The sequence below is a fragment of the Pseudoalteromonas sp. T1lg76 genome (assembly GCF_002964725.1).
Classification (GTDB): Bacteria; Pseudomonadota; Gammaproteobacteria; order Enterobacterales; family Alteromonadaceae; genus Pseudoalteromonas.
Genome location: NZ_PQCE01000025.1, coordinates 209830 through 224332 on the forward strand (window position 1 = coordinate 209830; position 14503 = coordinate 224332).

General features: G+C 49.5%; 8 protein-coding genes. All 8 read right to left on the bottom strand.

The genetic code is table 11. The features are described 5' to 3' along the window. Positions 1-11 precede the first annotated feature (11 nt). The gene (gene uup / locus C2M35_RS10365) at positions 12-1922 is read right to left on the bottom strand and encodes an ATP-binding cassette ATPase Uup (protein WP_105265275.1); all 1911 of its coding nucleotides are present in this window, start codon (positions 1920-1922) and stop codon (positions 12-14) included. Then, the gene (locus C2M35_RS10370; RefSeq protein ID WP_105265276.1) at positions 1909-2157 is read right to left on the bottom strand and encodes a glutaredoxin family protein; all 249 of its coding nucleotides are present in this window, start codon (positions 2155-2157) and stop codon (positions 1909-1911) included. The genes uup and C2M35_RS10370 overlap by 14 nt, the downstream gene beginning before the upstream one ends. Continuing rightward, on the bottom strand, positions 2150-4270 hold the full coding sequence (rlmKL, locus tag C2M35_RS10375) for a bifunctional 23S rRNA (guanine(2069)-N(7))-methyltransferase RlmK/23S rRNA (guanine(2445)-N(2))-methyltransferase RlmL (RefSeq protein ID WP_105265277.1): 2121 nt from the start codon (positions 4268-4270) through the stop codon (positions 2150-2152). The genes C2M35_RS10370 and rlmKL overlap by 8 nt, the downstream gene beginning before the upstream one ends. A 53-nt stretch (positions 4271-4323) precedes the next feature. Continuing rightward, the gene (locus tag C2M35_RS10380; protein WP_105198885.1) at positions 4324-4851 is read right to left on the bottom strand and encodes a cell division protein ZapC domain-containing protein; all 528 of its coding nucleotides are present in this window, start codon (positions 4849-4851) and stop codon (positions 4324-4326) included. 135 nt (positions 4852-4986) lie between these two features. Continuing rightward, positions 4987-5997, bottom strand: coding sequence for a quinone-dependent dihydroorotate dehydrogenase (gene pyrD / locus C2M35_RS10385; RefSeq protein WP_105198884.1), 1011 nt, complete (start codon positions 5995-5997; stop codon positions 4987-4989). Between the two features lie 76 nt (positions 5998-6073). Further along, complete coding sequence (locus C2M35_RS10390) at positions 6074-10912, bottom strand: NAD-glutamate dehydrogenase (protein WP_105216094.1); 4839 nt, start codon at positions 10910-10912, stop codon at positions 6074-6076. 198 nt (positions 10913-11110) lie between these two features. Beyond that, positions 11111-13429, bottom strand: a complete 2319-nt coding sequence (locus C2M35_RS10395) for an efflux RND transporter permease subunit (protein WP_105198882.1) — start codon at positions 13427-13429, stop codon at positions 11111-11113. 2 nt (positions 13430-13431) lie between these two features. After that, a complete protein-coding gene (locus C2M35_RS10400) occupies positions 13432-14430 on the bottom strand; it encodes a YCF48-related protein (protein WP_105198881.1) in 999 nt (332 codons plus the stop codon). Between the last annotated feature and the right edge of the window lie 73 nt (positions 14431-14503).

Here is a 14503-nt window from a genome sequence, read left to right on the forward strand (position 1 = left end):
CTTCTTCCCTACTACTGATTTTGTAATTCTTCGAGTTCTTCCCAACGGGCGAACGCAGCTTCAAGCTTCGACTCAAGCTCTGCCAATAGGTTCAACTTGGCGTTGGTTATTTCATTGTCTTGCTTAAAAAAGTCACTACTATTGACCTCTTGCTGCAGGCTGTCAATAGCTTCTTCCAGTTCTTCTACCTGATTAGGCAGTTGTTCTAACTCGCGTTTATGCTTATAAGACAATTTATTCGCAGATTTTTGCTTCACTGCCTTGGGCGTATCAAGGGTCGCTTTTTGTGCTTGTTTTTTAGCTGCTTCCTCGGCCGCCAAAATCTGCTGCCTATAGGCTTCATAATCGCTGTAACCACCCACTACCTCGGTGATTTTACCTTCACCATCAAAACCCCAGACGCTCGAACAGGTGTTATCGATAAACTCCCGGTCGTGGCTGACTATCAAGACTGTGCCCTGATACTGGTTCACGATTTCTTCAAGCAGCTCAAGGGTTTCAATATCCAGATCATTGGTCGGTTCGTCAAGCACAAGTACATTGGAAGGCTTTAAGAAGATCTTGGCTAATAATAAGCGGTTTTTCTCACCGCCCGAGAGCGCCTTAACCGGGGTACGGGCACGTTTTGGCGGAAACAGGAAGTCTTGCAAGTAACCCAGTACATGGCGGCTGCGACCACCAATTTGCACTTCCTGCTTACCATCTGCGACGTTATCCTGAACGCTGGCTTCTTCATCTAGCTTGGCACGATACTGATCGAAATAGGCGATTTCCAGGTTCACCCCTTGCTTGAGCTTGCCGCTGTTTGGCTGCAGTTGTCCAAACAACAACTTTAACAAGGTGGTTTTACCAACACCATTAGGGCCAACCAAGCCAACGCGGTCGCCACGCATAAGCAAGGTCGAAAAGTCATCGACTATGACCTTATCACCAAAGGCATGGCATAAGTGCTGTGCCTCGGCCACCAGTTTGCCCGAACGAGCGGCGGTTTCTATGTTTAAGTCCACCTTGCCTACTTGCTCGATACGTTGTTTACGCTCCTGACGCAAAGATTTCAGCGCCCGCACACGTCCTTCATTACGGGTACGACGCGCTTTAATACCCTGGCGGATCCAGGCTTCTTCTTCGGCGAGCTTTTTATCAAACTCGGCGTTTTGCTGCTCTTCTACTTTTAAATCATGAGCCTTACGCTCTAAGTAGGTGGCATAATCACCGGGATAAGAGACAAGCAGCCCGCGGTCTAAATCGAGAATACGTGTCGCCAGGGCGCGGATAAAGGCACGGTCGTGGGAAATAAAGACGATGGCGCCTTTAAACTCTTTTAAGAATTGCTCTAACCATTGCACCGAGGCCACATCCAGGTGGTTGGTAGGCTCATCAAGAAGCAGTAAATCAGGCTCGCCTACTAACGCCTTGGCCAGGGCCACCTTGCGCAACCAACCACCGGATAAGGTGGCTAACAAGGCATCGGCATCCAGTTGTAATTGCCCCAGTACCAGCTTGATTTTAGACTCAAAACGCCAGCCGTCTTTGGCTTCTATTTCCGCAGAAATGTTCGCTAAGCGCTCCAGTGCCTTATCATCGTCGGCATTAACCGCCAAGGCGGCATTGAGGTTATGGAATTCTTTTAGCAAACGCGCCAAGGCAGGTAAGCCATCGGCCACATAATCAAAGACTGTACCGTCGCTGTCGCGTGGGGGATCTTGCTCTAAGCGGGCAATTTTTAGTTCGCCAACCTGGTTTATATCACCATCATCGAGTAAAACATCACCGCTTAGTACCTTTAAAAACGTCGACTTACCGGCGCCGTTGCGGCCCACCACACATACTCGCTCGCCTTGTTCGATAACGGCATTGGCGCCGTCAAGTAAGGGATGCGTACCATAGGCTAGTTGCCCGTTTGTTATTCTAATTAGGTCCATACTGCTTAATCAATTCGCTGATTGCCTGCTGGTCAAAAGGCCACCCCAGCTCGGCCTGTGGGTTATGTGCCAAAGCCAGCACCGGAATGCGTATCTGATACGCTTCGAGCCACTGTGGCTGGTCGATAATATCGCGCAACTCAATGGCTTCGATATCCTGATGCTGTTGCAATAATGCCTGCGCCTGCTCACATAGATGACAGCCATCGGTATGATAGAGCACCACCTTAGCCATGGCGGATCAACCAGGCATTGTGGATATGCTTGTTGCGGGCGAAGTCCGGCGACTGAGTCTGCTCGGTAATGTTTTCACACTGCAAGCCTTGTAATGCCAAGGCATCCACATCCATCTTAAAGCCGCGCTTGTTATTGGAAAATAACAAGGTGCCCTGCTTGGCCAGTAGCTTGGACGCATCCTTGATAAGGGTCACATGATCACGCTGCACATCGAAGCTGTCGCGCATGCGTTTCGAGTTAGAGAAGGTCGGCGGATCTAAGAAGATCAGATCATACTCGCCGCGGGTACGCTTAAGCCACTCGATACAATCGCCCTGCTCAAAACGGTAACGCGGGCTTTTCAAGTTGTTGAGGGCAAAGTTGCGCTGCGCCCACTGCAAATAGGTTTTTGACATATCCACCGTGGTTACCGACTTGGCACCGCCAAGCGCCGCCTGCACCGATGCGGTACCGGTATAGGCGAAAAGATTAAGTACACGTTTACCCTGGCTCAGCTCACGCACCCGCTTACGGGCCAAACGGTGATCCAGGAAGATGCCGGTGTCGAGGTAATCAAACAGGTTCACCTCAAATTTAGCGCCGTACTCAGAGACCACCATGGTTTTACCCTGAGAGCCCTGAGTTTGATACTGGCTATCGCCCTTTTGCTTACGGCGCTCCTTCAGGGCAATTTGTCCCGGCGCAATTTCCAAGGTCTCACAGGTGAGCATAAGCACGTCCTGCAGGCGCTTTTGCGCAACATTGGGGTCAATATTCTTTGGCGCTGCGTATTCGTAAATCACAGCGCTGTTTTGGTAAACATCAACGGCAACGTTGTATTCCGGAATATCCGCATCGTAAAGACGATAGGCGCTGATCTCATCGCTTTTAAGCCACTTTTTCAAAGCCTGACGGTTCTTCTTCAGGCGATTGGCAAAGGCCACGGACTCTTCAAAATGCAATGGCGTTTTGCTTTCGCTCTGTCCTTGTGTCTGCTGCTCGGTAATATCGTATAGGGCCAACAAGGTATCGAGCGGGCCGTTTTTAAACTTGTATTGCTTGTGTTTTACCAGTTTAAACAGCTTGAGCATTTCTGGCTCGCTGATCAAAAGTGCTGCACGCCAATGGCAAAAGTGCTGCTTCAACTGGTGACCCATTTGGCGATACAGGGCGACGATTTCCGCCATAGAGCCAAGGCGCTCACCATAAGGCAAGTTCGCCAGCAGCACACCAGGGCGTTTCGCTGGCGCCTTCATATCGGCAAGATCACCAACGGCAAAGTCGATACATTCACTCACGCCGGCGTTGGCTGCATTCTCTTGCGCCTTTTTAATTACCTGAGGGTTGATATCGCGACCGATAAGCCAAGGTTTTACGTCATCGTTAACCTGGTCTTTAATGCTTTGCTTTAGCTCTTTAAATTTGGCAATACGGAAGCTGGGCAGGCGCTCAAAGGCAAAGCCTTCGCGTGATAGCCCGGGTGCCTTGTTTTGGGCCATCAGCGCCGCTTCGATAAGCAAGGTGCCGGAGCCACAGGTTGGGTCGAATAAAGGCTTGCTGGTGTCATCCAGCCAACCGCTACGCATCACCAGCGCTGCAGCTAGGTGTTCTTTTAATGGTGCCTTACCCTGGGCGCTACGATAACCGCGTTGCGACAGGCGTGGGCCGGAATAGTCGATATACAGGGTCAGTTTATCGCGGTTAAGTTTGGCAACCATACGTACGTCCGGCGTTTCTTTGCTGACGCTGGGACGACGCTCGTACAAGTCATAGAAATAGTCACAAATGGCATCCTTGATCACCAAGGCGCCGAACTGGGTGTTTTTCAGCTGCCGATTGGTGCCGCTAAATTCCACCGCAAAGGATTGATCCGGACCGAAAAACTCTTGCCATGGCTGAAAGCGGGCAAAATTATACAGGGAGGTTTTATCTTCGATGTCGCTGCCTTGTTGCAACACCAACATGACGCGGGTGGCCAAGCGGGTGCACAAGCACACCTTTTGTGCGGTTAAACTATCGGCGCTGAACTCGACGGCACCAACGCGCTGTTTGGTAACTTCAGCACCTAGTTCGGTGAGTTCTTGTTGTAGCAGTTGTTCTATGCCAATGGATGTAGAAGCGACAAATTGCAAGGTGACTTTCCTATCTCGTAAATTCCCCGAGATTGTATCACAGCCCCTTTGTCTTAGGCGCTTTTTTGTTGTCCTTGGGCGGAGAAAATCGGTGTGATACGGTCGTTTAGCACCTTGATCACAGCAAACTGTTGCAGCTGTAAATTTTCATCAAGGGCAAAGCTAGACTCAAGGCATAGACACACACTTGCTTGCTCGGCGCAGTCAACAATCAGGAATTGTCCACTTTGCTGGGAAGAAGTCAGCTGTACCACGGCTTCGTGGTTGGCTTGGTTGCCAGTATAGGGGGCGAAGAACCAGCTTTTCGCCAGCATGGGCTTAAGGTAGTGTTTGACCGCGGTGGCGTTAAGGGCAATTTGACAGATATGGGCATCATTCCACAGCGAAAACCCGCTTAGGTACTGACAAACCTGCTGATAGAACTCGGCATCACGCAGATTAAACTTGGGCTGGGTAAAGGCTTCATCAATCAACTGGCGGCTTTTATACGGCGTGCAAAACTGCATGTCACCCATGTCGAGTAACAGTGTATTGCGCTCTTCGCATACTTGCCATTGCCAATCTTGTTGTGCCTGTAACATCCCTTCCTCGATTTAATATAAATTAAAGTCAATAAAATCAATGCTTATAACTTTGGATTATAGCGCTTGGCGATCCCCTGTAAAATTAATTCTAATAATATTTTACGAGGGATCGTCCGTATTAATAGCGGATCCTTATAAGCCGCTTAAAATCCGTTTAACCAGCGCCGGTCCTTCGTAGATAAATCCGGTGTAAATCTGCACCAAATCTGCTCCGCCATTGAGTTTCTCTTTGGCCGCTTCAGCGCTGTCGATACCGCCGACGCCGATAATAGGCAACTGACCATTGGAAATACGCTTGATCTCCTTGATCACCTCTAAAGACTTGGCACGCACAGGACGACCAGACAAGCCACCGGCTTCATCCGCATACTGCAGGCCCTGCACCGCGGTGCGATCTAAGGTGGTGTTGGTCGCAATCACGCCATCTATCTTGTTGTTTAACAAAGAATGGGTAACCTGCTCTACCTGCACCTGATCAAGATCAGGGGCTACCTTCACCAGCATGGGCACCTGTTTATTGTGCTTGGCAATAAGATCCAACTGTTCATTTTTCAGGCTGGATAAAAGATCATCCAGCGCCTCACCGTACTGCAGATCACGCAGACCCGGCGTGTTCGGCGAAGAAATATTCACCGTGATATACGAGGCGTGCTCGAACACCTTACGCATACAGTGGATGTAGTCATCCTTGCCTTGCTCGTTTGGCGTGTCCTTGTTCTTGCCTATATTAATACCCAGGATACCGCGATAGTTTGATGCCTTAACGTTGGCAACCAGGTTATCTACGCCCTTGTTGTTAAAGCCCATACGGTTGATCACCGCATGCTGCTCTGGTAGGCGGAAAATACGCGGCTTATCGTTACCGGCTTGTGGTCGTGGCGTCACCGTGCCTACTTCGATAAAACCAAAACCCATTTGCGCAAAGGCGTCGATGCATTCGGCGTTTTTATCCAGACCGGCGGCCAAACCCACTGGGTTTTTAAATTCCAGGCCTAGAAATTCCGTTGGCTTATCGGCCACATTTTGCGACCAGGCCATAGACAATGGTGTGTTGGCAAAGCGACGTAGGTTGTTTAGCGCAAAGTCATGCGCCCATTCCGCGTCCTTGGTGAACATAAAACGGCGTGCTAATTCGTAAAACATGGATCCCCCTAGAAAAAAATACCCCAGCCAAAGGCCGGGGTATTCTACAGAGTTTTACTGCTTATTAACAGAGAGCTTAGTTACGTTGATCACAGTTATGTGCAAGTAACATCAACTCACGCAGAGCTACAGAGAACTTCGCAAAATCATGACTTTGTGACGTCTTAAATTCGCTTAGCATCTGCTGCCAACGATGCAATAAGGCATCGTTTGCGTCCATCCAGGCGTCGATTTGCGCATCAACATCCTGTTCCTTGTCATCGAAGCTGCGCAGTACAACATCAGTCAAGGTACGCTGCTGCCAATCCAGCTCTTCGCGGTACGAGGCACGAGCAAGGGCTTGCCAGTGGTTTTGTACCGGCTGATTGGTGATCTGCGTAAGGAACCAGTGTAGACCCATACGCGCACCCAGCTTGAAGTAAGTGCTTGAAACAATCGCCGTAGGACGCTTGCTTTGCGTTGCCACTTCCGCCAGATCCATGGCTGAGAACAGGCTTGAAAGCGATACGATACGCATCGCCAGTTGCGCCGGAACGCCCTTGTCTGCCAATGCAGTCGCGTTTTTGCGGATCTGCTCGCTCTCTGCGCTCACCATGTAGCTGTGCAGGTTGTCCGTTAGATCTTTAAAGCAAGGTGCAAAGTGCTCGATGCTCTGCTCAATGGTCAAGGCCTTGTTGCGGTGACGTAAGAACCAACGCGTGGCACGACGTACGGTACGACGAAGCTGATACAACATTTCTGTTTGCACCGCTGCATCAACCTGGTTGTCCAGGGCACTGATCTCGCTCCAGGTTGTTGGCAAGGCGAAGATTTCGCGGGCAATGCTGTAGCACAGGGCGATTTCGGCATCCGAGGCACCGGTTTCTTCGTGCATGCGCACCATAAAGTTAAGACCCATGTCGTTAACTATGTTGTTAGCCAACTTGGTGGCAATAATTTCTCTGCGTAGCGGGTGATTGTCCATGGCCGCATTGAAACGCTCGCGCAGTGGCGCAGGGAAAGATTGCACCAACAACTGACGGTAGTATGGGTTTTCCGATACTTCGTCCGTTACCAAGGTTTCTTTCAGTACCATTTTCGCGTACGACACCAACACAGACAGCTCAGGACGAGTCAGGTCTTTACCTGATGCGGCGCGCTCTGCCAGCTCTTCATCGCTTGGTAGGAATTCGATAACGCGATCCAGCTTGCCTTCTTTTTCAAGGGCGTGGATAAAGCGTACCTTTTCTTTAAGCGTTGACGCGCCTTTTAACTGAGTCACGGAAATGGTCTGGGTTTGACGGTAACAGTCTCTCAGTACCAACTCTGATACTTCGTCTGTCATCGCATAGAGCAATTCGTCACGCTGTTTCTTAGTCAAGTCGCCTTCACCCACTAGAGAGTTAAGCAAGATCTTGATATTCACTTCGTTATCCGAACAGGCTACACCACCTACGTTATCGGTAAAGTCGGTGTTGATACGACCGCCTTTAGCAGCAAACTCGATACGACCCAATTGCGTCGCACCCAGGTTACCACCTTCACCGAAGATCTTCGCACCCAGCTCGCCGCCGTTGATACGAAGCGCATCGTTAGCGCGATCGCCTACGTCTGTGTCGGTTTCAGACTTAGACTTGATGTAAGTACCGATACCACCGTTCCATAGCAGGTCTACAGGCATCATCAGTATGGCTTTGATCAGCTCAGTTGGCGTCATCGCCGCCTTCTTGGTGCCAATCATCTTCTTAATCTCAGGCGTCAAGGTGATTGACTTGGCGCTACGGTTAAAGATACCACCGCCTTGAGAGATCAATTCGCTGTTGTAATCTTCCCAGCTTGAACGCGGCAGGTCGAATAAACGCTTGCGCTCTTCCCAAGACGTGGCTGCGTCCGGGTTCGGGTCGATGAAGATGTGCATATGGTTAAATGCCGCTTGTAAGCGCGTGTGCTTAGATAGCAACATACCGTTACCGAATACGTCACCGGCCATGTCGCCGATAGCAATGGCGGTAAAGTCTGTGTTTTGACAATCAATGCCGATTTCACGGAAGTGACGTTTCACCGACTCCCAAGCACCCTTGGCGGTAATACCCATCTTCTTGTGGTCATAACCAACAGAGCCACCCGAGGCAAAGGCATCGCCTAGCCAGAAGCCATACTCTTGCGCGATACCGTTAGCGATATCAGAGAAGGTCGCGGTGCCTTTATCGGCAGCAACAACCAGGTACGGGTCGTCTTCGTCATGACGAGTCACATCGACAGGAGCAACAATTTCGCCATGAACTATGTTGTCTGTGATATCCAGTAGACCGCGGATAAAGATCTTGTAGCACTCTTGACCTTCGGTAAAGAAGGCTTCGCGCTCACTCGGTAGCTGCTTACAAACGAAACCACCTTTAGAACCAACAGGTACGATAACCGTGTTCTTAACCTGCTGCGCCTTAACCAGACCCAATACTTCGGTACGGAAGTCTTCACGACGGTCTGACCAACGAAGGCCACCACGAGCAACCTTACCACCACGTAGGTGTACACCTTCAACGCGTGGTGAATAAACAAAGATTTCAAACGCAGGAAGTGGCAGTGGTACATCCGGGATCAAGCTTGGCTTAACCTTGAATGAGATGTAAGACTTAAACAGACCATCTTCAGCTTTTTGGTAGTAGTTGGTACGCAAGGTTGCCTTGATCATATCAACGTACAAGCGAATGATACGGTCATCATCCAGGTTAGCTACGTTTTCAAGGGCTTCGTAAATTTGCGCAATCAGCTTCTCAAGGGCTTTATCTGTGCCAGGAGCCTTAACCGAGAACTTCTTAGCAAATAGTTTAACGATTTGCGTGGCGATGTCCGGGTAGTTGGCAAACGTGCTTTCGATGTAGCTTTGCGAGAAGGTTACGCCGATTTGACGCATATACTTGGCATAGGCGCGCAGGATTGATGCTTCACGACCCGCTAGGCCGCCAACCAATACCAGGCGGTTAAAGCCGTCGTCTTCCAGGCGGTTGTTCCAAACATCCGTTAGCGCTTTTTGGAAACGAGCAGAAACCTTGTCGAAGTCCGCTACTTCTTTGTTGCTCAGCAACATAGAGAAGTCCATGATCCAGTTTACCTGGCCATCAGACGTTTTCACCGCGTATGGAGTTTCACCGATAACGCGCAGACCGAAGTTTTCCAACATCGGCATAACGTCAGACAGGTGAATAGGCTCATCTTTGTGGAACAAAGATAGGCGTACTATGTTTGAGCTTACTTCTTCTTGTGGACGGTAGAAAAGCATTTCCAGCTTGTTGTCGTCATCAAGCAACTCTAGCTTTTCGATATCAACCACGGCAGCGCTAGGCAGTACCTGATCTTTGTAAGCGCTGGCAAACGCATTAGCGTATTTGCGGTTAAGTTCGTTACCACGGGCTTCGCCATTGCTACCAAGTAATGCCGATTGCAGTTTATCTTCCCAAGTACGGGCAGCTTCTACTAAATTGTTTTCGATTTCTTTCACGTCGTAATCTACGTTGTCGTCTTGCACGCGCACTATGTAGTGAGTACGAGCAAGGTTTGATTCTGAGAAATAAGTGGTAAAGGCCACTTTGTCGTTCGAGCCAAAGGCTTCTGCAAGAATTTGCTGGGTTTCGCGGCGCAGCGCTGTGTTATAACGCTCACGTGGCACATACACCATGCACGAGAAGAAACGACCATAAGTGTCTTTGCGCACGAACAGGCGACACATATCACGTTCTTGGATTTGCAATACGCCCATGGCTACATCAAGTAGTTCGCTTTCGCGAGCTTGCACCAGTTCGTCACGAGGATAGGTTTCAAGAAGGTTTAACACCGCTTTATAGGCGTGTGTACCCGCAGCGAAATCACTCATATCCAATACACGGCGGATCTTCGACTTCAACACCGGCACATCGGCGGCGCTGTTATTGTAGAAGCTCGATGAGAACAAACCGATAAAACGGTCTTCGCCTACCACGTTGCCGTCTTTATCGAAACGCTTAATGCCGATATAGTCGGTGTGCGCCGGACGGTGTACACGGGAAACCGAGTTGGTTTTAGTCAATACCAAAAGGTTATTACTGCGCGCTTCTTTGCGAGCGGTTTCTGGCATGTCTGACAGTAAGCGTACATGGTTTTCATCTGAGTTCTTCATCAGACCTAGGCTTGAGCCTTCCACGCCCTTAAGCTGATGGTCACCCTTCACCGGCGTCAGCAGGTATTGACGGTAACCCATAAAGGTAAAGTTATCGCTGGCCAGCCACTCTAGAAACTCCAGGGTTTCATTAAGCTCAACCGCATCAACATTGTGCGGGCGCTTAGGCAAGTCTTTGATCACTTCAAGCAACTTGCTGCGAATTGGCTGCCAGTCTTCTACTGCCAGTGAGACATCGTTTAGAACCGACTCAAGCTCGGCTTTAAAGGCATTGATTTCGCCTTCATCGGTTTGACGGTCAATCTCGATAAAGAACACTGTTTTCGTCGAGTTCGACTCTTGCTCGGCTTTTAGGTTCGAAAGATTGATGATGGCGCCATCGTTATCGCGCTGAATTTTTAACGGTGTATGCAGCAACAGGTGTGAAGCTATATTGGCACGATTCAGTGACATGCGCACCGAGTCCACCAAAAATGGCATGTCCTTAGCTATGATTTCAACGATGGTGTGAGAGGATTGCCAACCGTGTTTTGCTACTTCAGGGTTAATTACGCGGATCACCGCTTCGTCGCCCTTGTTTCCCTCTAGGGAATTCCAAAGACTAAGCGCTGCCCCGTAGAGGTCACTGTCATTTCTGTGTACTAGGTCCTCAGCCGACATATTGCTGTATAACGCATGGGCGAATTTGTCGACCAGTGACACCTTGTCTGGATTAACTTTGCTCTTAATAAGCTTGCTGACGTTATTCAGAATAACGCTAGCGTGACCGTCATTTTGTGTCATTGTGTGTTCCTTAATCTATACCGCCTTGTGAACGGGTGACTGAATAGCGTGGAGTCGGGGTGAATTCTAACCCTTTTACAGCTAATAAACAGCCTTTTCGATGAAATCAGACCAATGATTTCAGCGCTTTGACGCATTATTCACAAAATATAGATAGAAATGGCCGAGACCGGCCATTTCCGTTAACACATATTCACATTATTTTTTCTGGTCAGACCACAAGAAGGCACTGATTGCTGGAATTATAAGCAAGGCACCTATCATGTTTACCAGGAACATAAAGGTTAACAAGATGCCCATATCGACCTGAAACTTCAGCGCCGAGAAAATCCAGGTACTTACACCCACTGCCAAGGTGATACCTGTAAATAGCACAGCACTGCCCCGCTCAACCAAGGCATTACGATACGCCTGACTTACACTAAGGCCCTGCTTAAGCTGGATCATCTTGGAGGATAGGATATAAATACCGTAATCAACACCTATACCCACACCCAGGGCGATAACCGGCAAGGTCGACACAGTAAGGCCAATCTCCAATGCCACCATCAGCGCCTGCGCCAGGGTCGATACTATATACAGAGGCAGAACCACGGCTATGGTCGCGCGCACCGAGCGGAAGCTGACCAAGCATAGGGCTATCACAGCACCATAGACATAAAGCATCATGGGCGTTTGCGCTTCGGATACGGACTCATTAGTGGCCGCCATCACGCCGATAGGACCTGAGGCCAAACGGAATTGCAGTTTGTCGGTGCCAAACTCGGCGCCCACTTCCTTCACCGTCGCCACTACCTGATCTATGCTTTGCGCCTTATGATCTTTCATAAAGATGATCACCGGCATCACAGAGCAATCGCCATTAAGCAGGCCTGAGCTTGTTTCCACCCGCGACGACGCCTGCACCAGAGATGCGGTATTGCGCGGCAGGGTTTGCCATTTTAAATTGCCTTCGTTGTAACCGGCGTTGACCGCCTGCGCCACACTGGCAAGAGACACACTGCTTTGCACCCCGGGGACGTTTTCAATACGCCACTGGAATTGGCGAATACGCTCCATCACATCGTGCTCGGTACAAGCCGCTGGATAGGCTTCAACTATCACCTTAAGGATATCCGAGGAGATCTCGTATCTATCGGAGATCAAGAAGGTATCCTGGTTATAGCGGGCATCTTCGTGCAACGCCGGCGCGCCTGCATGCAAGTCGCCGATATGCATCTTTTGTGATTGCCAATAACCGAAGGCAAAAAGCAGCGCCGTACAAATAAGGATAATGGCGGCATATTTTCTATCGGTGGCGCAAACCAGTAACTCACGGAGTTTAAAAAGCGCATCTTTATTTCTGTTATCCGCGGACAGCACGTGCAGGTTGCTCACATTCAAGTAAGAAGCAATCACGGGTAACAACACCAGGTTGGTAAAGATGATCACCGCCACCCCTAAACTTGCGGTAATGGCCAGCTCACGAATAATGCCGATGTCGATAGCAAGCAGGGTTAAAAAGCCCACTGTGTCCGATAGCAAGGCGATACCACCTGGGATCATCAAGGCCTTAAAGCTCGACTCCGCAGCATTTTTAGCGCTGCTGCCCAGTTGTACTTTTTTGGCGATATCATTGATCATTTGCACACCATGACTCACGCCTATGGCAAAAACCAAAAACGGCACCAGAATCGACATGGGATCCAGACCAAAGCCCAGGGTTGAGAGCAGACCAAGCTGCCAAACCACAGCGATAAAGGAGCAGACAATTGGCAACAGGGTCAGCTTAAAGCTTTTACAGAACAGCCACACCATAATAAAGGTGATCACTATGGCGAGGGCAAAGAAGAGCAATACGCCCTTGGCACCATCGGCGATATCACCGGCCATTTTCGCAAAGCCGATAATATGAATGCTGACGTTGTCCGTACTCAGGTCATCACGGATTTTGCTTTCAAGCTGCTCGGCAATCGCCAAGGTATCGAGCTTCTCACCGGTTTGTGGGTCGAACTCCATCAGCTGGGCACTGACCATGGCACAGGAATAATCAGACGCTATCATGCGCCCTACTACCTTGGCCTTTTCTATGTTTTCTTTTACCCGGGCTAAGCCACGCTCATCGGGACGAAAATTTGCAGGAATAATGGGGCCGCCACTAAAACCATCTTCGACCACCTCAACAAAGCGGGCACTGGGCGAGAAGATCGAATTAACCAAGGGGCGGTTAACGCCGGGAATAAAGTAAAGCTGATCATGTACCGACTTTAACTGAGTAAAGAACTCTTCATTAAAGATGTCACCACCGGCATCACAAACGGATATTAATATGCTGTTGGCGCCACCAAATTGCTTCTCATGCTTGGTGTACACCTTCATATATTCATGGTTAAGAGGGATGTTTTTATTAAATGAGGCGTCGAGTTTAAGCTGAGTAGCCTGAAAAGCCAGGGCTAATGTGGCCAACACAAAGGCCATTATCACCCACATGCGATGGCGGAATAAACTACGCTCTAATGCTTCCACTATAATTTGCATGATTAGTTAAACTCCTTGCTTTGGATCCCAGCTTCGGTGGCCAGTATCAATTGTCCATTGAACAGCACCCCGTTTAAGATGGCTTTACCATCACTGAGTTGCTCACTTTGCAATTGCGTGCTGCTGGCATCATCCAGATGGTAGATCACCGCCGAGTTGCCGAAAATATACAGCTGCTTATCGGCAGTCGTCATCATGCTGTTCATGGTCGCCTGCTCATTCGCCATCAGCTGTTGCCAACCATCTTCTTCGCTATAACTAAAAGCATTACCACGTAAACCTGCTACATAAAGCTTATCGGCCATTTCGGTAATATCAAAAAACGAGCCTTGATAGATTTCTTCTTCACGCTGCCAGGTTTGGCCACCGTCGCTGCTGTGCGCTATCAGGCCCATTTCGCCCACTATATACAAGCCCTTGCTGGTTGTCGCAATGCGGTTAAAGTGCGGCAAAATAGAAGCAGTCTCGCTTTCATAGCCTGCTGGGTCTTCGGCTTTAAGCTCATTTAAATAGTCGCGGTCTTCGGCAAACAACAAGCTATCGAGAAAGCGCTTTTGCCAACTTTGGCCGCCGTCCTCGGTAACGAAATACATACCGTATGCACCCACGGCTATGCCCTGTTGCGCATCCATAAAGGTAATATCCAAACAAGGCTTATCAAGCTCAGGTAAAAACTGCTGAACTTGCCAGCTTTGCCCGCCATCTTGGGTATTTAAGATGGTAGCGTCATGGCCGCATGCCCAGCCTTGGTTGTTATCAATAAAGAACACCGAGGTCAGTAACACGTCTACCGGTGATTGTGCCTGTTGCCACTGCTGAGCATCGTCACTGATCACTATGGTGCCATGTTGGCCAACGGCAATCACACGCTCAGCGGTGGCGGTAATATCGGTGAAAAGTGTATGCGTCGCCTGCTCGGCTTGGTAAGCGGGCTGAGGTGTTGTTTGAGCTACAACGTGCAGCGACAAAAGCAACGTTGCCCAACTAAGCAAGTACTTCATATAAATATGCGCCCAAAAAAGAGAAATTGAATCAAGGAGCCGAGCCCACTAGGTGAGCCCGGCTAAGTACGAG